This window comes from Enterococcus sp. DIV1337a, assembly GCF_051712285.1.
Taxonomy (GTDB): domain Bacteria; phylum Bacillota; class Bacilli; order Lactobacillales; family Enterococcaceae; genus Enterococcus; species Enterococcus faecalis.
On sequence record NZ_JBIOOP010000002.1, the window covers coordinates 55,933 to 74,854 of the forward strand.

Below are 18,922 nucleotides of genomic sequence, written 5' to 3' on the forward strand. Positions count from 1 at the left end.
TGTTATGACGTACAATGCAATTAAGGGTCGCTTTACGCGCGTAGCCCCTGATAAAACGATTTTGTATGGCGAGAAATCCTATACGTTTGCCCTAACACCGGAACAAAGTGAACAGATTAACCAGGCGGTTTATGCAGTTGTCCTAGCCAAAAATTACAAAACGACCTCGTTTTCAATTGATGAAAAGTTAACCTTGTCTGATGAGGAAGTCGCCCAACACAAATTGGTGGTCCGTTTACGCCTCCGCAAAAAGCACAAACAGCCGTCTCATAAACCGCTCACGGACTAAAACTTCACAAATGACAAAAGCCTTGTTGCCGGGATTGTGAGAACTAGACCAATTTATTTGAGCCAAATTCACAAGAACAGATCACAGAAAAAGCGCCAAACCCGATTAAATTAAGGTTTGGCGCTTTTAACTTGGCATAAGCGACATTAAGTAAACCAAACATTGGTCGGCGGATGTCAAGTTGAAAACCACATGTTTAATATTTTAGTAAACTACTGGTTACATGTATGTAAAATTAACGAAGATTATTTTTTAATCAGAGCACAACTTTTTTTAGAATATCATGATTTGGTTTAAAAGTAAATCGGACGTACACGTTTTTGGAACGTCTACGCAAAGGCTTTTAGCAATCAAATTACTCACTATTATATCAAATATTTCAATTAATTAACCCGTTTTCAAATATTTATATTCTAAGCATAATAAAAAGACACACCAGGTGCCTTTTGTTTATTATAATATTTATACAGCTAGTCGTTTTTTATTTTGGTTTAATGACCAGGACCATACAAGTTTAAAACGACAACTCCTGACAAAATTAATACAATTCCTAAGACGCTGCTCAGATTAATAGATTCTTTCCAAACGACTACTGCCAAAACAGTTGTCAATACAATTCCTAAGCCAGCCCATAAAGCGTAAGCAACATTCAAGTTTATAGTTTTCATAGCTAATGCTAAAAAATAAAAACTTGCACCGTATGAAACTAAAGACCCCACAGTTTCCCAAAGCGAACTGAATCCGTTTGAAGCTTTTAACAAATTCGTTCCCAAGAGTTCACCTAGAACCGCGAGCCCCAAAAATATATATCCCATTAAATTACACCTACCTTTTTTTAGCTAGCCACAACCCAGCTATTGGTATATTTTTTATTATACCATTTACTCCGCTTAATTGCAATGTCGTTTTTAATTATTCTCGAATTCTTGTTTTTTAACTTCAAGCATACGTTGTTTACGCTTTTCATAAGCTCTACGGTAACGTTGCATGGCTTTATATTCCTGCTCAAAGACTACCATAGGTCGTTTACCGTCAAGTGCCTGTCTCAATGGCATAGCATTCATTTTTGAAGCTACTTCATCTAATTGTCGTTGTTTCACATCTTTAAATGACGTGCCTTTAGGGTACCAATCACGTAGCTTACGGTTTCTGTTTTCATTTGAACCACGTTGTTGTGGTGATGACGGTGTGGCATAGTATAGCTTAATTTTAAGCTCTTTTTGAACATATTCTAAAAAGTCCCATGAGATAAATTCAGAACCATTGTCGGCTGTTATAGTACGCACAGCTTTGCCATAACGCTCATAAAACAACCTAAATGCATTGAAACACTTGACTTCTGGTAGAAAAATAGTCCATCTTTTTAGTATAAGAGCAGGATCATTTGCAGACCATAAACTGATTAACTTTATGGTTTCAGCTTCTAAAGGAATTTTACCTGAATTTCCGTTTGATACTAGAAATTCGCTTGCATTAGCTACAATGTCTTGATTTTGTTTTTGTAGAACATTTTGAGAGAAATTAGTTGATGAAAAATCAAGCATGCTTGTATCTTTATTAGTATCTAAGTTAGTCTTATATAGATTGTCCTGCATTTTGTCGGTACCGCTCATATCAAGGGTTTCAGCCGCTTTATTAGCGAAATCTTGTTTAATATACACGTCTTTTGCTGTAACTTCTAAATCAGCAAGGTAAAGTCGATTGGGTAGATTTTTCTTTTTCTTGGGATCAAATCCTTGATTAATTTGGAATAATAGTCCTGCTTCTTCCAACTCTTTTTTTACTTTTGATATTTTTCGGTCACTCCAACCAAATAAATTTTGTAATTCATGATTGGTAAAAATAAAGTACACTCTATTTTCATCATCTATCCAATTATTTTGCAATGAGTATTCCAAACGATCACGCAAAACTACATAACCTAATTTGGCACTGTCACTTAGTTCTTTATATTTTTCGCCATATAATAATACCTGTGGTAGTTGAAAAAACTTAGTTCCATAAGCATTTTCTGATTGAATAAAATTAAATTGTGTCATAATAGGCACTCCCTTTCTTGTGTGAAAAGGAAAATAAAAAATTTACTAACTTTAAATTTGTATTTATCTGTATTCTTGATATAATAATAAACATAGTTAATTTAAGAAGTTAGATTAATCAACTTGTCCGCCCGACAAGTTTTTTTATTTTCCAAGTTAATGAAGAAAAAAAGGACTAAGTAGTCTTTCTACTTAGTCCTTTTATCTTTGATTATCCTGTTCGCTATTCTTGCAAGTATTGGCTTAAATAGAGACGATCAGCTCTAGGTTGAAACCAAAAACTGATAGGTGCAAGCATTAGATAATAGGCGATAAGCATTAGCATAGTCGTATGATTTTCATAGGGTTCGTTAAAGATGTACAGTGGTAGTGTAGCAATCATTAATCCAAAAATACTAAGAAACCAAATAAATATATGTCCCAGCCTTGTCGCTGAACGGCTGTAATTTGTCGCCTGCTCCAATTTTAGTTGAATTAAGTATTCTAGTGGGGGTTCTGTTGCAAAGTTTTAAATAAAGAATAAAATCCCTTACGGTATCTATGATTTAAGCTGGGATTCCCAATAATACCTTGATTTCAGTACAGACCGAAAACCCGAAGAGAGTGCCTTCTTTTCGGGTTTTCTTATATAACCCTCGGATGGCTTCCATGCCTTTAATCGTGGGTGAGGCAGTGCGTAAACTTCGATAGAATTTATTGCGTCTCTTTACTGGACGATGGTCTTGTTCAATCAAATTATTCAGGTATTTAATGGTACGATGTTCTGTCCCTTGATAAAAGCCGTATTCTTTTAGTTTCTTAAAGGCACTTGTAATAGAGGGGGCTTTATCTGTGACCACAACCTTCGGTTCATCAAACTGCTTCACTAACCGCTTAAGAAAAGCATACGCTGCTTGTGTGTCCCGTTTTTTACGTAACCAAATATCCAAGGTTAAACCATCTGCATCGATGGCTCGATACAAATAATGCCATTTTCCTTTAATTTTGATGTACGTTTCATCCATTTTCCATGAATAAAAGGATTTTTTATTTTTCTTTTTCCAAATTTGATAGAGTAGTTTACCATATTCTTGCACCCAACGATAAATCGTCGTATGAGAAACGTTAATGCCACGATCATATAAGATTTCTTGAACTTCACGATAGCTAAGGTTATAACGAAGATAGTAGCCCACGGCTACAATAATCACATCCTGCTGAAATTGCTTTCCTTTAAAATGATTCATCGTCATTCCTCCTGCTATCTTTTTCTATTATTCTACCTTATTTGATAGTAGATTTAAAACTTTGCAACAGAACCCCCTTACAGGTGGATTTTCCCTATTTAGACTTAACAAAAGGGATAGAGCCAAAAGCTAAGTAACAGAAGTTGACAATTTAATTAAATAGTTTATAATAGAAGATGATAGATGAGTGGTTAAAACGTCTAAGCCACATAAAATAATGATATGACGCGTTGAGTGGTCGAAACGTCTAAGCCACATGAAATAATGATATGACGAGATGAAATCAAACTTACGAAAGGCATCTTCTTTTAAGCAATTAAGAGAAGGTGTCTCTTTATACAGTTTGAGAAATGAGGAAAGCGCTTTGAGTTCAGATAAATTTGTATATGTGATCAATACCTCAAAAATATTAAAAGATAATAATATATCGATTGCAGTTGATAACAAAAATATCATTCAAAAGGATAATAGACCTTATTATGTTTCTATTTCTTTGAATAACGATTATTCAGCTTTTGTTCCAATCAGAACAAATCTTACTCATAAATATGGTTTTATTACAAAAGGAACAGGCAGACAAAGAAGCGGACTAGATTATACGAAATCTTTGATCGTTGAAACCAAAAAGATTCAACAATATCTAATTCGTGAGACAGGGATTTCTTTTGCAGAGTATACCAAAATTCAAAAAAACCATTCATTGATTTCTAGGAAATATAAAGAATTTATTTTTGATACATTTATACCTATTTATGAAAAGAAAAAAGAGAAACGTACTGAAACTGAAAATAGGGTTTTTGATTTTTCTAGCCTACAATATTTTGAAGCGTATCTTCAAAATATAAAAAAAAATAAAGATCGACTTAATGAAAAAGCATAGTATAGAGGTTGTGTAGTTGCTATTCTTTTTTTAGGCCCTACTTTAATGAAATTTTTGTTTGGAGGGAACGACTTCATTCCTTTGATTATTTCAGTTGAATTTAATAGAGAAGCCTGGCGTCTATTAAGAAATACTTTTCTTGATGAGCGTCAATTTTTTTAACGGAAATCTATCCTATACTAAATTCAGTAAAGAAAAAGGAGGAATCAAAGAAAGCTATTTTAAACAAACCAAAATTATAGGAGGAATAAATCATGACTGAAAATAAAGCTACTCAAGAAAGAACACCCCAAGAAAGATTGCAAGAAGAACAAGAACACAAGGAACATGTTCATCATACGAAAATTAATGCAGCGGCCATTGCGGATCATCTTTTAGGCAACATGCATACATTACATGTGAAACTGCACCAATATCACTGGTATGTAAAAGGAGCCAATTTCTTTACGTTGCATGAAAAATTTGAAGAGTTGTATAACGAAAATGAAAAATGGTTCGACAAACTTGCGGAGCGTCTAATTACTTCTGGGCATAAACCTGCTTCGACAACGGTTGAATTTGAAAAATATTCGATGCTTTCGGAAGATGCAGTTAATAAATACGCTAAAGCAGAAGACATGGTTGAAAATATTATCGAGGACTTCAGAAGCACTCGTGACCTAACTATTCGCGCGATTCGTTTAGCTCAAGACGAGGGTGACGATGCTTTAGAAGATACATTGATTGCTTTTAAAAATGACTTAGACAAGAACATTTGGATGCTGCAAGCGTTCATTGGTAAAGAAGCATTAGAAGATGATGACGCTCTTGATGAGGATGAAGATTAAGGTAAAAGTAGAAGCTGATTTAGGGATTGGAATTCTTTCCAGTCCTTTTTCCATTTTCTTGATGTGCATCAATTTTTTTGTAGTAAGAGACTTATATAATAAAAGCAGCGAATATAAACAAAATAAATAAAGGGGGAGAATGAATTGACTAAACATACCCATCATGAAATTGGCGACCACGCAGCCTGTATCCGCTTGGTTCCAATATTCAATCACTTAGAGGATAGCGCGATGAATTACATTGCTGAAAAAGCCCACACGAAACAGTATCAAAAAGGGGAGTTTCTGTTTCGCTCGCAAGAAAAAGATGATGCCTTGTATATTGTGAATCGCGGAAAAGTCCGAATCTATCGCTTGTCTGATTCTGGCAAAGAGCAACTAGTTCGTATTTTGAATCCGGGTGACTTTACGGGAGAATGGACGTTGTTCAATCCTGATGCTGTGCACGAGGAATACGCAGAAGCTACTCAAGACACGTCTATCTGCATGATTCAACAACATGATGTACAAGAGTTTCTAAAAGAGTATCCTGCAATTTCGTTAAAGCTGCTAGGAGAGATGTCGCAGCGGTTAGAAAGCTCCGAACGTCAAACCGCACAAGTAGCCGTGGAGAGTGTCATTACCCGTTTAGTTTTGTTTTTGGCAGAAAATGTGGAACCTGAAATGGGCAACTCTCCCACCATCACCCTGCCGATGGCAAAAAAGGACATTGCTTCCTATTTAGGAACGACACCTGAGACCATCAGTCGCAAATTTGGAGAATTGGAGGACGAGGGATTGATTCAACAGCTGTCTGGGAAAAGAATCAAGATTCAGGATTTAGATGATTTATTGCTTTACAGCGAATAATCGGACACACTTTTTTCTACACGTTGGTGTTCTGTCGCTCTTTATTAACAACGGGACAGAACTCAGTGCTTTTGCGTCAAGGAGAAGTCGCTTTGAGTTACGTTTTGTGGTACTCAGTGGGTCGGTTCTTCATTGAAGGTATGCGAACGGACAGTTTATGGATTGGCGAGTGGATCCGCGTTTCGCAAGCCTTGTCTCTGGCCCTGTTTATTGGCGCGATTGTAGTATGGTTTATACGCAGACAAGATTATCCACCAATTTCTTATTATTCTGATGGCAATAAGGGGCAGAAAAAGACTATTAAGATGGTGAATTGAGCAAAAAGATAAAAAGAAGTGCAAAACTTGATATGCGTCAATTTTCGTTTGCTAAAAGGGAGCTATACTACAGTTGTAAAGAGGAAAAGGCAGTGTTCATTAATCTGCTGCCGATAAAATAAAAACACATAAAGGAGATAGGAATTATGGAAAAAGCTATATTGCAATTAGAAACGTTGTCTTGTCCAAGTTGTATGCAAAAAATTGAAGGTGCCGTAAAATCAGTTAACGGTGTTGATAAAGACAGCATTAAAGTATTATTCAACTCCAGCAAAGTCAAAGCCAATTTTGATTCAGCTGTCACTTCGATTGAAGAGATTCAAAAAGCTATCGAAAACGTAGGCTATCCGGTCCTTAAAGCAAAAGTCAAGGCCGCTTAACAGATTAAATGAACTAGGCAATTCTGGAAGAAAAGCTATTTTTCCAGGATTGCTTTTTTTGTTGCAATCCGATTCGAGGTGCTTAGAAACGATAAAAGAGAACTTTCTAAACTTGATGTCAGTCAATTAATTACTTAGGCAATTATCTTATACTGTGTTTATCAATAAAAGAGAAATTAAATTTGGAGGGAAAAAGCATGCAACAATATATATTAAGCAAGAAAAATGTTATCACCGTCATCAGTGGATTGTTAATCGCACTCGGTTTCTTCAGTCACTTTGTTTTGGAAAACGTAGGACTTTCAGAGTGGTCTTTGATCATCGCCTCTGTCTTTGGGATTACGCCAATTGCCATTCAAGCGTTTCAAGCAATGAAAGTCAAAGTCATCAGTATTGATGTCTTAGTCAGTATTGCAGCGATTGGTGCGCTTTTTATTCAAAATTATGAAGAATCGGCTATCGTTACGTTCTTGTTCTTGTTCGGACATTATTTGGAACAGCGTACATTGAACCAGACACGTTCAGCAATCAAAGAATTAACCGACATGGCACCAGAAAGTGCCTTGGTCCAAACAGAAGACGGAGAATTTGAAGAAGTGGATGTAGATGATGTAGATGAAGGAGATGTTCTGCTTGTCAAAACGGGTGCGAAAGTTCCAGTAGATGGAACCGTTCTGACAGGCGAAGGGTATATCAACGAAGCCAGTATCACAGGAGAATCCGTTCCTATCACAAAAACAGAAGGCAGTGAAGTCTTTGCCGGTACGATATTGGAAAATGGCACCATTCAGATTTGGGCAGACAAAGTCGGAGAAGACACCACATTCGGTAAAATCATTGAACTTGTGGAAGAAGCGCAAGATTCTAAATCAGAAGCAGAGCGCTTTATTGACCGCTTTTCTAAATGGTATACCCCAACTGTTTTGGTTCTGGCATTCATTGTCTGGGCAATGACCCAAAACGTTGAATTGGCGATTACGATCTTAGTCCTAGGCTGTCCAGGTGCATTGGTCATTGGGGTTCCGGTCTCCAACGTAGCCGGAATCGGAAACGGTGCACGCAATGGAGTTCTTTTGAAAGGAAGCGAAGTCATCAATGACTTCAGCAAAGTTGATACGATTGTGTTCGACAAAACAGGAACGCTGACTGTCGGGAATCCTGAAGTCGCGGAAACAGAAGTGTACGGAGACAATGTAGAAAAAGCCTACAGTTATTTAGCCAGCGTGGAGACTGAATCAGACCATCCACTAGCCAAGGCCGTCCTCCAGCATACCGGCACGGTAGAACTGTTCCCGGTAGAAGACACAGACGTCGTCAAAGGCGGCGGCATTGTCGCTCAAGTGGACGGACACCGCATCGCGGTTGGAAATGTGGCGTTGATGGAAAAAGAAAATGTGCAGTTGAGTAAAAAAGCGCAGAAAGACGTCAAACAATTCGAGAAAAATGGTAACTCCTTAGTATTGACAGCAGTCGACGGGGAATTGAAGATTCTGATGGGAATCCGCGACCAAATCCGTCCAGGAGTGAAACAAGACCTGCAGGAATTGAAGAATTTAGGCGTGAAAGATTTAGTGGTTCTTTCCGGCGACAACCAAGGCACAGTGGACCGGGTTGCGCGTGAACTGAACCTCACCGAGGCGCACGGGCATATGCTGCCGGAAGACAAAGCGGCTTATATTGAAAAACTCCAGCAAAAAGGGCACACGGTCGCCTTTGTCGGGGACGGTGTCAATGACAGCCCGTCCTTGGCGCTAGCAGATATCGGGATTGCAATGGGAAGCGGAACGGACGTAGCGATTGAAACATCCGATGTCGTTTTAATGAACTCGAACTTCAGCAACTTGCCTCACGCATTAGGATTAGTAAAAGCCACCGCAAATAATATGAAACAAAATATCGTGATTTCAATTGGAGTAGTGTTGGTCTTGTTGACCAGCGTCTTCTTCAGCAAATGGATGAATATGTCTATCGGAATGTTGGTTCATGAAGGTAGTATCTTGGTGGTAATTTTCAATGGCATGAGATTAATGAAGTATAAGTTGAAAGGTCGAAAAGAACAAAAAGAAGTATCAGCACCTGCAGAGAAAGTAAAAATATCTTAAGAATAAATTAGAAGAGGCTGAGACAATAGTCCATCCTTTAAATGATCCCAAATTTCAAGTGCAAGTTAGCCACTTATTGAAATTCATTGGTTATTTAGTTTTTGATGGTTATCTAGCGGCTAAGGATAGCTCCGATAGCTCGTTCAATAAACACTCACGCGGAGTGGCGTAACCCAATATTCTTCTCGGCAAATTGTTCATCCGGTTCAGTTGCAAAGTTTTAAATAAAGAATAAAATCCCTTACGGTATCTATGATTTAAGCTGGGATTCCCAATAATACCTTGATTTCAGTACAGACCGAAAACCCGAAGAGAGTGCCTTCTTTTCGGGTTTTCTTATATAATCCTCGGATGGCTTCCATGTCTTTAATCGTGGTAGAGGCAGTGCGTAAACTTCGATAGAATTTATTGCGTCTCTTTACTGGACGATGGTCTTGTTCCATCAAATTATTCAGGTATTTAATGGTACGATGTTCTGTCCCTTGATAAAAGCCGTATTCTTTTAGTTTCTTAAAGGCACTTGTAATAGAGGGGGCTTTATCTGTGACTACAACCTTCGGTTCATCAAACTGCTTCACTAACCGCTTAAGAAAAGCATAGGCTGCTTGTGTGTCCCGTTTTTTTACGTAACCAAATATCCAAGGTTAAACCATCTGCATCGATGGCTCGATACAAATAATGCCATTTTCCTTTAATTTTGATGTACGTTTCATCCATTTTCCATGAATAAAAGGATTTTTTATTTTTCTTTTTCCAAATTTGATAGAGTAGTTTACCATATTCTTGCACCCAACGATAAATCGTCGTATGAGAAACGTTAATGCCACGATCATATAAGATTTCTTGAACTTCACGATAGCTAAGGTTATAACGAAGATAGTAGCCCACGGCTACAATAATCACATCCTGCTGAAATTGCTTTCCTTTAAAATGACTCATCGTCATTCCTCCTGCTATCTTTTTCTATTATTCTACCTTATCTGATAGTAGATTTAAAACTTTGCAACAGAACCGATACGTTTAATCAGTATAAGAAGCTTCAATAAAATATACGTACCTGTTTTATTCTTCGGATATGTAAAAATCAAAATAATATTAATTGTCAAATTAAGTTAGACAATTAGTAAATATTAAACAAGAAATAGAAAGTCTTAAAGACATAGATAAGTTTCTCTAAAAAAAGGCGGATTTCTTAAAAGACTTTGTATCAAACCAATAAAGCAAAAACATGTGTCCTTACGCTAGCATTTAAGCCTAGCATTGAGACGCATGTTTTTGCTTTTAGCGATCTATTTTTGATGGATGAATAACAGGTTTAAAGACACGTTTAAATACAGGGGCTAATAAAAGATAAAAAACGAAATTTCCACTACCATGAAGGACATCAAAAAATAAGCCTTGAAAATAGTAGGCCCAAAAAGAGGGTAATTGATAGATAAATACCTCGACTTTCGATACGATCAATCCATAGCAAAGACCACAGAAAAAAGCAACCAAAGCTTGAAGGAACGTATATCGTCTGATCAGAGTTATTTTTGATAAAAAAAGAAAAAGAGTGACAATACTACTAAAAGCGAGAAGTTGGCTGATAGTCCAACTACCCATTCCTAAGTAGAGATTTGTTCCTAATAAGCTGACTATCGTAACGATCAAAGTATCAGCGTAGCTGCCGTAAAAAGCTAATAAAAGTAAAATAGCACTCATTGGCTGGACATTAGGGATCCAAGTAAATAGGAGACGCCCAACGATACAAGCAGCGCTAAATAAAGCAAGAGTAGTAATCCTTCGGGTAGGAAAGCGTAAAAAGGTTGGTTGTCGCAATGGGAGAACTCCTTTGAATTAATTGATAATAGTTCTCATTTTACCAGAATTAAAGTTAATTACAAGATTGAATTATACTTTATATGGTGTTATAATATTATACGGACACAACATATTGTGTTTTCGATAATAAAGGTGGTAGTAATAAATGGATTATCCTGTGACATATATAGAAAAATTAAATCAAGATATTTCGTGTTTTCCTGAAGTAGTGGCAATCACTCCCGAGATGAAACAGACATTTGAAGGGATCTCACGGCTGATTATGCTTGATCGCTATACGTATAAAGATCTAGGTGGGAAAACTTTGACCGTAGGAGATATCGTTATCTTGACGACTCATCCGGATCCGCAATATCCAGCACGAGGAATCGGAAAAATCGAAGAAATCAATAAAGAACAGTTGATTATCAGGGTGGAAGAAGAGTTTCAAAGTGCTTTGACTGATCCTGAGGAGTTAGTTTCGGGTCGAGTGATTCGAACGATAAACGAAGTTGAAAAACCACTTGAACTTTACTTTGAACAAATTGCAGCTCGTGTAGCTAGCGGAATCTCTGCGATTGAAGGAGAAAAAAGCCCTCAATTTTTTGCGGACTTTTACCATCATTTGGCAGAACAAAATCTGATCCCTGCAGGTCGAGTCCTATATGGTGCTGGAACGAATACCGAGGTTACGTATTTTAATTGCTACGTGATGCCCTTTATCCACGATTCGCGCGGTGGATTAGCCAGTCATCGGCAAGAAGTGATGGAAATAATGAGCCGTGGTGGTGGTGTCGGAACGAATGGATCAACATTAAGACCCAAATCAGCAATTGTTCATGGCGTAAACGGTAAGTCATCTGGAGCGGTCTCATGGTTGAATGACCTAGCTAATTTAACCAATTTAGTTGAACAAGGTGGGAGCCGCCGTGGGGCACAGATGATTATGCTGAATGATTGGCATCCGGATATTTTTGAATTCATTATCTCTAAAATCCAGAACCCAGCTATTCTAAAAAATTTGGTTGCTACTAGCAATAGTGCCACTGTTCGTCAATTGGCGAATGAAAAATTAGTTTTCACACCTCTAACGCCAGATGACAAAGAATTGTTAGAGTTTTTTGTTCAACACCAAGCACCAACTTCTGCGAAACGCTCTGTAAAAGAAGCTCAGCAAAAATTACAAGTAGGCGGAACATACAGTGTCAAAGATCCCAACTTTTTAACGGGTGCGAATATTTCAGTCTGTTTGACAAAAGAATTCATGCAAGCAGTTGAAAAGGATCAAACGTATGACCTACGCTTTCCAGCAATTGAAGACTATGACACTAATGAAATGGCTGATTATGATCAGCATTGGATGGAAGTTGGGGACGTCAGAGAGTGGGAAGCGACGGGTCGTAAAGTAAAAATCCATCAAACAATCAAAGCTCGTGAATTGTGGGATTTGATTACGTATTGTGCAACCTATTCAGCAGAACCAGGAATCTTTTTTCTTGATAATGCAAATGAGATGACGAATGCTCAAGCTTATGGTCAAAAAGTCGTTGCGACAAATCCGTGTGGTGAACAACCGTTGACACCGTATGCTGTGTGCAATCTTGCTGCTATCAATTTAGCGAATATGGTCAATAAAAAAACAAAGACCGTTGATTTTGATAAATTAGCAGCGGTTGTCCGTGCTAGTGTCCGCTTCCAAGATAATGTAATTGATGCCACACCTTACTTCTTTGAAAAAAATGAACAACAAGCCAAAGGAGAACGACGCGTTGGACTTGGCGTTATGGGGTTAGCAGATTTATTAATTTATTGCGAAAAAGTTTATGGTTCTGAAGAGGGTAACCGTTTAGTAGATCAAGTATTTGGAAAGATTGCAATTACGGCTTATCAAACATCGATCGAATTGGCAAAAGAAAAAGGCAGTTTTCCCTTTTTAGTTGGTAAAACAACTGAGGAAACAATGTTACTGCGTCAACGTTTTATTGAATCGGGCTATATGAAGAAAATGCCTGAATCGATCCGACAAGCGATTCTGACATACGGTATTCGTAATTCTCATTTATTAACAGTCGCACCAACAGGATCGACGGGAACGATGGCCGGTGTTTCAACCGGTTTAGAACCTTATTTCTCTTTTTCTTATTTCAGAAGTGGACGTTTAGGAAAATTCATTGAAGTCCATGCTGCGATCGTCGATGAATATTTGAAAAATAATCCATCCGCTGATGCTGAAAATTTACCGCCATTCTTTGTTTCAGCGATGGAATTGTCACCAGAAGCACATGTAAGTGTACAGTGTGCGATCCAGCGTTGGGTAGATAGTTCGATTTCAAAAACCGTCAATGCACCTAAAGGCTATCAAGTAAAACAAGTGGCCGCAATTTATGATGACCTGTATCAAGGTGGTGCTAAAGGTGGGACCGTCTATGTGGATGGTAGTCGGGATTCACAAGTGTTGACACTTGAGGCAGATGAAAATGTATTTGAAGAACCTACAGCAGTGGTAGAAGAGAATCAAAGGACACTTGAATCAATAGATCTAGAATCAGAAGAACTATGTCCGATTTGCCATGAAGGTAGAATTGAAGAAATCGGTGGCTGCAGTACCTGTACTAATTGCAAAGTTCAACTAAAATGTGGTTTGTAAAAGGAGCTATTTGATGAAAATTTATACTAAAAGTGGCGATAAAGGAAATACCAGCATTATTGGTGGACAAAGAATAAAAAAATCTGATGCTCGCGTGTGCGCCTATGGTAGTGTTGATGAAGTAAATTCTTGGATCGGAAAAATTATTTCAGAATTGGATGAGAAAAAATTTGTGCTATTGAAAAAAGAATTAGTCGCATTACAAATTTTACTTTTTGATCTTGGAACAGATCTAGCTACACCGGCTGGCGTTAGGGAAATGCTCGTTGGTAAACAAGAGGTAGCTGAAATCGAGGCCATGATCGATCATTATCAAGAAAAAGTTCCCGTGATTGAAAAATTTATCTTACCTGGAGGACACCCGGTGGCGTGTGATATGCAGATTACACGTACAGTCATACGTCGGGCAGAACGCGAAATGACACAATTGCTTATTTCAGAAGAACATATCAATTTACATGCGTACAAAATTATGAATCGCTTATCGGATTTGTTTTTTGTACTTGCGCGCTATGTAAATACTGTTTATTCTGTAACAGAGCCATTTTATGAACGAGCAGGTAAGGTATTTCATTAAGAGAGGGTTTTAAATTTGAAAAAATTCGCAACATTACTAACAGTTTTTATTGGGTTATTCATTATGACAGGGTGCCAATCAAATCAAAATGATCAAACTTCATCAAAAGCATCCACTCAAGCAACCAGCGAGGTTGCCAAATCAAGTGCGTCGATAAAATTAACTGATAGCAATAAAGAAATAACATCAAAAAAAGTCACTTATCAATCAGGAGACTCATTATTGGAAATTTTAAAAGCGAACTTTGAAGTAAAAGAAAAAGATGGTTTTATTACTTCAATTGACGGTCATGCTCAGGATGAGACCCAAAAAAAATATTGGACATTCACGATCAATGGAAAAATGGGTGAAAAAGGCGCAAATGAAATGAAACTCGCTAATAATGATCAGGTCGTTTTCAATTTGGGCGTATTTAAATAATATATTCGCATTTTGTAACAGTAAACAAACGCTAGAAAGTACGATAAAATTTTTAGCTTTTTAAAAGAATAGCTTAATTTAAAACACGTTCAAACCAATTATTTCAAAAGGTTTGAACGTGTTTTTCTATATAATACAATCGTGAAAACGGACAGTGAAAGATTAATCATCGGCAATTACTTCTGAAAGTATTGTAAAGAAAAATATTCCTCATATGCTGTTGGTGAAGTTAATCTAAGCTATTGAATATAGACTTATTGGTTCTGTTGCAAAGTTTTTCAATCAAGACCTTTTAGTGTAAAATCTAACTAAAATGACCCGGGAGGAACGAAGATATGAACCCTTTTAAAGGAAAACAATTCCAAGAAGACGTGATTATTGTGGCTGTCGGTTATTATCTTCGCTATAACCTCAGTTATCGTGAAGGTCAAGAAATCTTATATGATCGTGGCATTGAGGTCTGTTATACAACCATTTACCGTTGGGTTCAGGAATACGGGAAGTTACTTTATCAGATCTGGAAAAAGAAAAACAAGCAGTCTTTTTATTCATGGAAGATGGACGAAACCTATATCAAAATTAAAGGAAAATGGCATTATCTGTATCGAGCCATCGATGCAGATGGCTTAACCTTAGATATCTGGTTACGAAAAAAACGCAATACACAAGCTGCGTATGCGTTCTTAAAGAGACTGTTCAACCATTTTGGAGAACCAAAGGTTCTCGTTACTGATAAAGCACCGTCGATTTCCTGTGCCTTCAAAAAGTTGCAGAATCATGGGTTTTATCAACATACAGAACATCGAACCGTAAAATATTTAAACAATTTGATTGAACAAGATCATCGACCAATCAAGCGTAGAAATAAATTCTATCGAAGCTTACGTACCGCTGCGACCACGATCAAAGGGATGGAAACCATTCGAGGACTATATAAGAAAAGCCGAAAAGAAGGGTCCCTTTTTGGTTTTTCAGTGTGTCTTGAAATCAAAGGATTACTAGGCATCCCGGCTTGATTGATAGTAAGCTTAAGGAAATTATCTTTAGCTAGAGACGCTTTGCAACAGAACCCTTGAGACGTTTCTTGATTGAGTTCCTCACAAAATTCATCAATGATTTTAATAAGTCCCTGTTGATTGCTAAATTCATAGTTATAAACTCTGAGGCGCTCCATCGTTCGAGCTAATGCTTCAACGCTTCCTTTTGTCTGAGGCCGATAGGCTCTACAAGAAATAGGGACAAATCCAGCATCTTTACTGAAGGCGTAAAATCTATTGTTAAAATGAACTTTTCGAAACTGCGTGCGAGATTGATCTACCACTGTTTTCATATTATCAAACCATATTTCCTGAGGGATACCTCCAGTATGATAGAAGGCCTCATGTAAGCAATAGAATAGAGTATCCTGTTTCCGATCGAATGTGAGTGTAATATACTTCTTTTTTGAATACGGAAGAACATAAAGAAAAAGATTAAATTGATAGATTTCACCTTCTCTGCTAATTAATTTCATTTCTTCTTTCCAGTCTACTTGACCTGCTAAAGCTGGCTGATGAGTGACACGAATCGTCGCTTGTTTTATTTTTTCAGCTTTATGATCTTTGCAATACTCTCGAACAATCGTGTATTTACTCTCAAATCCTTTTTTCTCAATGAATTTAAAAATTGCTTTTGCACTGCAACCTAACAAGAGCTTTTCCTCGATGGTTGGCTTGAATGGATCAAGTTTGCTTGGTCGAGAGTTTTTCACTTTTCTTTTTTGTTCGCCATTCTTTTTATTCTTGATTCCTTGTTCATAGGCGGATTTAACTGTTCGGTAATCAGAACGATATTGACGTGCTAGCTCTGCATAATTTGGTTTGATTTTTTGATTCACGTATAATTGCACTCCTTCATAAATATCTCTTCTCATCATTTGCCTCCTTTGTATGATGAGAAAAGTGTACAACAAAAAAATGTAGGAAAACCGACAATTTTAAATCGCCTTTTTCCTACATTTTACTACCGCCCTTTACAGCAAACATAAATCAAAGTGGATCCTATAGAATAGACACTAAAAAAAGTGCCTTTATAGGGTCCTTTTCAATCCATTTTAGTTTCATAAGGTTTCTTTTTTTTAAATGTCCTTGACATAGAATCCATTTCAATTCTTCGATTAGCTAAATTTTTCTAAAGTCTGTGTATATAGTTCAATAATTTCTTCACGACTAATTTGATTTCTTTTCTCCTTATACCAAAAGACGGATTGAATCGTGATCCCCATAATGATCTGTCCTTTATAACTAAGCTCTATGGGTAATTCTTCGTCACTAGCTCCTTTTTTTATGCGGTTACCTAGCATGCTCTTCCCGTACTCGCGCACACTTTCAAGTTCAAAAATGATATTAGCATTCATTTGAATACTGAAAATGAGATATAAGAGATTATCAAATTGATCCAATAGTTGTTCAAAAACAATAATAAAAAAGTTGTCTTTTTCTTCATTTGAGTTTTTGATAGCAAAATCAAATATTTCATTCATTTTATGTTTAATAAAAAAGGTTATAAAATCATATTTATCCAAGAAATGATTGTAGAAAGTTGGTCGTCGAACCATAGCAGCATCACATATTTCTGTTACTGAAATATTTTCAAATTCTTTTTCATGTAATAAGTTTTCAAATGCTTCTATAAGTGCCTTATGAGTTTTTTGAACCCTTAAATCTAATTGTTGCATATAGGGCCTCCTTTTTAGAGAAAGTATCAATTATCGAAAAAATGTAAATTATTTATCAGATCCTGAAAATATGTCTCTTGTCCTCCTTTGTGAGACTAGTATAATAAATAGTATAACATTTGTAAATAAAGAAACGATTATTAATTATCTTATAATCGATATTTAAAAGAAAGGTAGGAATATGATGTCAGTTATTGAAGTGAAACATGTGACCAAAGACTATGGACATGGACGTGGAATATTTGATGTTTCTTTTGAGATAAATGAGGGAGAAGCTTTTGGATTCTTGGGACCGAATGGTGCTGGAAAGTCGACAACTATTCGCCACTTAATGGGCTTTTCTAAAGCTGATGAGGGAGAACTTTCTATTAATGGAAAAGATAGTTGGAAATCAGCAGCCAATATTAAACAAGATGTTGGTTATTTACCTGGAGAGTTGGCTTTTCCAAAAGGAATGACAGGAGACCAATTTATTGAGTTCATGGCAAATGCAAGAAAAATTACTGATATGACAAGGACAGAGCAGCTTAAAGAGCTCTTTAAAGTAGATACTTCTAAAGAGATTAAAGAAATGGGTCTTGGGACCAAAAGAAAGCTAGCGGTCGTTACTGCTTTTATGCATAATCCAAAAATATTGATATTAGATGAACCTACTTCAGGATTAGATCCTGTTATGCAAGAACGCTTCATTCAATTTATCTTAAAAGAAAAATCAGAAGGGAAAACAATTCTCCTATCTAGTCACATCTTTACTGAAGTGGATGCAACATGTGATCGCATTGCCATCATTAAGGATGGGGTAGTGGTTTCAACAATTGAATCCAATGAATTGAAGCGGAGTACGAATAAATCATTCAAAATTGAGTTTGCTAGTTTTGAGGATTATCAGAAGTTTATAGAAAATACCGAATTTACTATTCCAACTAAAAGACCTGAACAAAATCAAGTTAAACTAAGCTTAACGGATCAGAAGATGCAAGAATTTTTTACAGAATTAAGTAAGGTAAAGGTAAATTTTATTTCAGAAATTAAATTTACTTTGGAAGATTACTTTATGGACTTTTATGATCGTAAGAAAACAGTGGCTGCTGGAGAGGAGAATTTGCGATATGGCTTACATTGATATTAAACATTTGACTAAGGATTATGGAAATGGACGCGGAATATTCGATGTATCTTTAGAAATTGAAAAAGGAGAAAACTATGGCTTAGTAGGTATCAATGGTGCAGGGAAAACGACTACTATCCGGCACTTGATGGGTTTCCTGAAACCTGATGAAGGAAGCGTCACTATTAATGGACTTGATGCCACCAAAAGTAGTGCAGAAGTCAAACGTTATGTATCTTATATTCCTGGTGAGATCAATTTTCCAGGAAACAAAACCGGTGAAGAGTTTTTAAAAGATCAAATCTATTTATCTGGACGCGGAAGTTGGGAACGTGCTAAAGAGTTAAGTAATCTTCTTCAATTAGATGTGACGGCCAATGTGCGTTCCATGAGTAAAGGGATGAAACAAAAAACAGCTATTGTTTCAGCATTTGCATCTAATGCAGATATCTTAATTATGGATGAACCAACTACAGGTTTAGATCCTCTAATGCGTGACATCTTCCTTGATCTTTTAAAACAAGAAAAGAAACAAGGAAAAACGATTCTTATGTCTAGCAATATCTTCCAAGAAGTGGAAGATGTCAGTGACCGAGTCGCAGTCATCCGAGAGGGCAAAATTATTGATATCACAGACATGGCAGACATTCGTTATAACGAGAATAAAAGTTATCGAATGGAATTTAAATCACTTGCCGATTTCGAACGTTTCTTAAATTTAGGCTACCAATTGACTATGGTA

Annotated in this window: 19 protein-coding genes and 2 pseudogenes; 13 read left to right on the forward strand and 8 right to left on the reverse strand. The window is 36.8% G+C overall.

Annotated features, from left to right (window positions below; genetic code table 11):
• The first annotated feature begins 4 nt into the window (after positions 1 to 4).
• Positions 5 to 289 (forward strand): hypothetical protein, encoded by a 285-nt coding sequence (locus tag IGL49_RS12490; RefSeq protein WP_113837407.1) that lies wholly within the window; start codon positions 5 to 7, stop codon positions 287 to 289.
• Between the two features lie 491 nt (positions 290 to 780).
• On the opposite strand, the gene IGL49_RS12495 is transcribed toward IGL49_RS12490, so the two are convergent.
• The 4 genes from IGL49_RS12495 to IGL49_RS12510 all read right to left on the reverse strand — a co-directional run bounded on the left by IGL49_RS12495 (position 781) and on the right by IGL49_RS12510 (position 3,950).
• On the reverse strand, positions 781 to 1,104 hold the full coding sequence (locus tag IGL49_RS12495) for a DMT family transporter (RefSeq protein WP_113837408.1): 324 nt from the start codon (positions 1,102 to 1,104) through the stop codon (positions 781 to 783).
• Positions 1,105 to 1,197: 93 nt separating this feature from the next.
• A complete protein-coding gene (locus tag IGL49_RS12500; protein WP_240185546.1) occupies positions 1,198 to 2,328 on the reverse strand; it encodes an IS30 family transposase in 1,131 nt (376 codons plus the stop codon).
• A gap of 545 nt (positions 2,329 to 2,873) precedes the next feature.
• Complete coding sequence (locus tag IGL49_RS12505; RefSeq protein WP_013646119.1) at positions 2,874 to 3,554, reverse strand: IS6-like element IS1216 family transposase; 681 nt, start codon at positions 3,552 to 3,554, stop codon at positions 2,874 to 2,876.
• Positions 3,555 to 3,683: 129 nt separating this feature from the next.
• Positions 3,684 to 3,950, reverse strand: coding sequence for a hypothetical protein (locus tag IGL49_RS12510; protein WP_373419322.1), 267 nt, complete (start codon positions 3,948 to 3,950; stop codon positions 3,684 to 3,686).
• Here IGL49_RS12510 and IGL49_RS12515 point away from each other — a divergent pair.
• The 6 genes and pseudogenes from IGL49_RS12515 to IGL49_RS12540 all read left to right on the forward strand — a co-directional run bounded on the left by IGL49_RS12515 (position 3,832) and on the right by IGL49_RS12540 (position 8,909).
• On the forward strand, positions 3,832 to 4,434 hold the full coding sequence (locus IGL49_RS12515) for a hypothetical protein (protein ID WP_181035879.1): 603 nt from the start codon (positions 3,832 to 3,834) through the stop codon (positions 4,432 to 4,434). The two genes, IGL49_RS12510 and IGL49_RS12515, sit on opposite strands and share 119 nt — an antisense overlap.
• A gap of 254 nt (positions 4,435 to 4,688) precedes the next feature.
• Positions 4,689 to 5,261, forward strand: coding sequence for a Dps family protein (locus IGL49_RS12520; protein ID WP_002292150.1), 573 nt, complete (start codon positions 4,689 to 4,691; stop codon positions 5,259 to 5,261).
• 144 nt (positions 5,262 to 5,405) lie between these two features.
• Positions 5,406 to 6,110: a Crp/Fnr family transcriptional regulator gene (locus tag IGL49_RS12525; RefSeq protein ID WP_002333366.1), complete on the forward strand. Its 705-nt coding sequence runs from the start codon at positions 5,406 to 5,408 to the stop codon at positions 6,108 to 6,110.
• Positions 6,089 to 6,427, forward strand: a pseudogene (locus IGL49_RS12530) (prolipoprotein diacylglyceryl transferase family protein); the annotation flags it as partial. The gene IGL49_RS12525 and the pseudogene IGL49_RS12530, both read left to right, overlap by 22 nt.
• A gap of 146 nt (positions 6,428 to 6,573) precedes the next feature.
• Positions 6,574 to 6,807 (forward strand): heavy-metal-associated domain-containing protein, encoded by a 234-nt coding sequence (locus IGL49_RS12535; RefSeq protein ID WP_002292161.1) that lies wholly within the window; start codon positions 6,574 to 6,576, stop codon positions 6,805 to 6,807.
• Positions 6,808 to 7,004: 197 nt separating this feature from the next.
• Positions 7,005 to 8,909, forward strand: a complete 1,905-nt coding sequence (locus IGL49_RS12540; protein ID WP_104858759.1) for a heavy metal translocating P-type ATPase — start codon at positions 7,005 to 7,007, stop codon at positions 8,907 to 8,909.
• Positions 8,910 to 9,166: 257 nt separating this feature from the next.
• On the opposite strand, the gene IGL49_RS12545 is transcribed toward IGL49_RS12540, so the two are convergent.
• Together IGL49_RS12545 and IGL49_RS12550 are read right to left on the reverse strand one after the other, a co-directional pair.
• Positions 9,167 to 9,848, reverse strand: a protein-coding gene (locus IGL49_RS12545; RefSeq protein WP_162782871.1) for an IS6-like element IS1216 family transposase whose coding sequence is annotated in 2 segments (ribosomal slippage) — positions 9,167 to 9,532 and positions 9,534 to 9,848 — 681 coding nt in all. Because the reading frame shifts where the segments join, the coding sequence is not laid out codon by codon here.
• A 342-nt stretch (positions 9,849 to 10,190) separates the two neighbouring features.
• Positions 10,191 to 10,730, reverse strand: a complete 540-nt coding sequence (locus IGL49_RS12550) for a cobalamin ECF transporter (RefSeq protein WP_089541866.1) — start codon at positions 10,728 to 10,730, stop codon at positions 10,191 to 10,193.
• Positions 10,731 to 10,878: 148 nt separating this feature from the next.
• Between IGL49_RS12550 and IGL49_RS12555 the strand changes: the two genes are divergently transcribed.
• The 4 genes from IGL49_RS12555 to IGL49_RS12570 all read left to right on the forward strand — a co-directional run bounded on the left by IGL49_RS12555 (position 10,879) and on the right by IGL49_RS12570 (position 15,372).
• Positions 10,879 to 13,359 (forward strand): vitamin B12-dependent ribonucleotide reductase, encoded by a 2,481-nt coding sequence (locus IGL49_RS12555; protein ID WP_104858753.1) that lies wholly within the window; start codon positions 10,879 to 10,881, stop codon positions 13,357 to 13,359.
• A gap of 13 nt (positions 13,360 to 13,372) precedes the next feature.
• The gene (locus IGL49_RS12560; RefSeq protein WP_073438540.1) at positions 13,373 to 13,936 is read left to right on the forward strand and encodes a cob(I)yrinic acid a,c-diamide adenosyltransferase; all 564 of its coding nucleotides are present in this window, start codon (positions 13,373 to 13,375) and stop codon (positions 13,934 to 13,936) included.
• Positions 13,937 to 13,951: 15 nt separating this feature from the next.
• Positions 13,952 to 14,356, forward strand: a complete 405-nt coding sequence (locus tag IGL49_RS12565) for a DUF4430 domain-containing protein (RefSeq protein WP_104858752.1) — start codon at positions 13,952 to 13,954, stop codon at positions 14,354 to 14,356.
• 335 nt (positions 14,357 to 14,691) lie between these two features.
• Positions 14,692 to 15,372, forward strand: coding sequence for an IS6 family transposase (locus IGL49_RS12570; RefSeq protein WP_104858751.1), 681 nt, complete (start codon positions 14,692 to 14,694; stop codon positions 15,370 to 15,372).
• 56 nt (positions 15,373 to 15,428) lie between these two features.
• Here the strand turns inward: IGL49_RS12570 and istA are convergent.
• Together istA and IGL49_RS12580 are read right to left on the reverse strand one after the other, a co-directional pair.
• Positions 15,429 to 16,268: pseudogene (gene istA, locus IGL49_RS12575) on the reverse strand (IS21 family transposase); the annotation flags it as partial.
• A gap of 243 nt (positions 16,269 to 16,511) precedes the next feature.
• Positions 16,512 to 17,072: a TetR/AcrR family transcriptional regulator gene (locus IGL49_RS12580; RefSeq protein ID WP_103892184.1), complete on the reverse strand. Its 561-nt coding sequence runs from the start codon at positions 17,070 to 17,072 to the stop codon at positions 16,512 to 16,514.
• A gap of 184 nt (positions 17,073 to 17,256) precedes the next feature.
• On the opposite strand from IGL49_RS12580, the gene IGL49_RS12585 reads away from it, so the two are divergent.
• Both IGL49_RS12585 and IGL49_RS12590 read left to right on the forward strand, forming a co-directional pair.
• Complete coding sequence (locus IGL49_RS12585; protein WP_104858749.1) at positions 17,257 to 18,195, forward strand: ABC transporter ATP-binding protein; 939 nt, start codon at positions 17,257 to 17,259, stop codon at positions 18,193 to 18,195.
• Positions 18,182 to 18,922 (forward strand): ABC transporter ATP-binding protein (locus IGL49_RS12590; protein WP_438749014.1); only part of this gene is annotated, 741 nt, incomplete at its 3' end. The genes IGL49_RS12585 and IGL49_RS12590, both read left to right, overlap by 14 nt.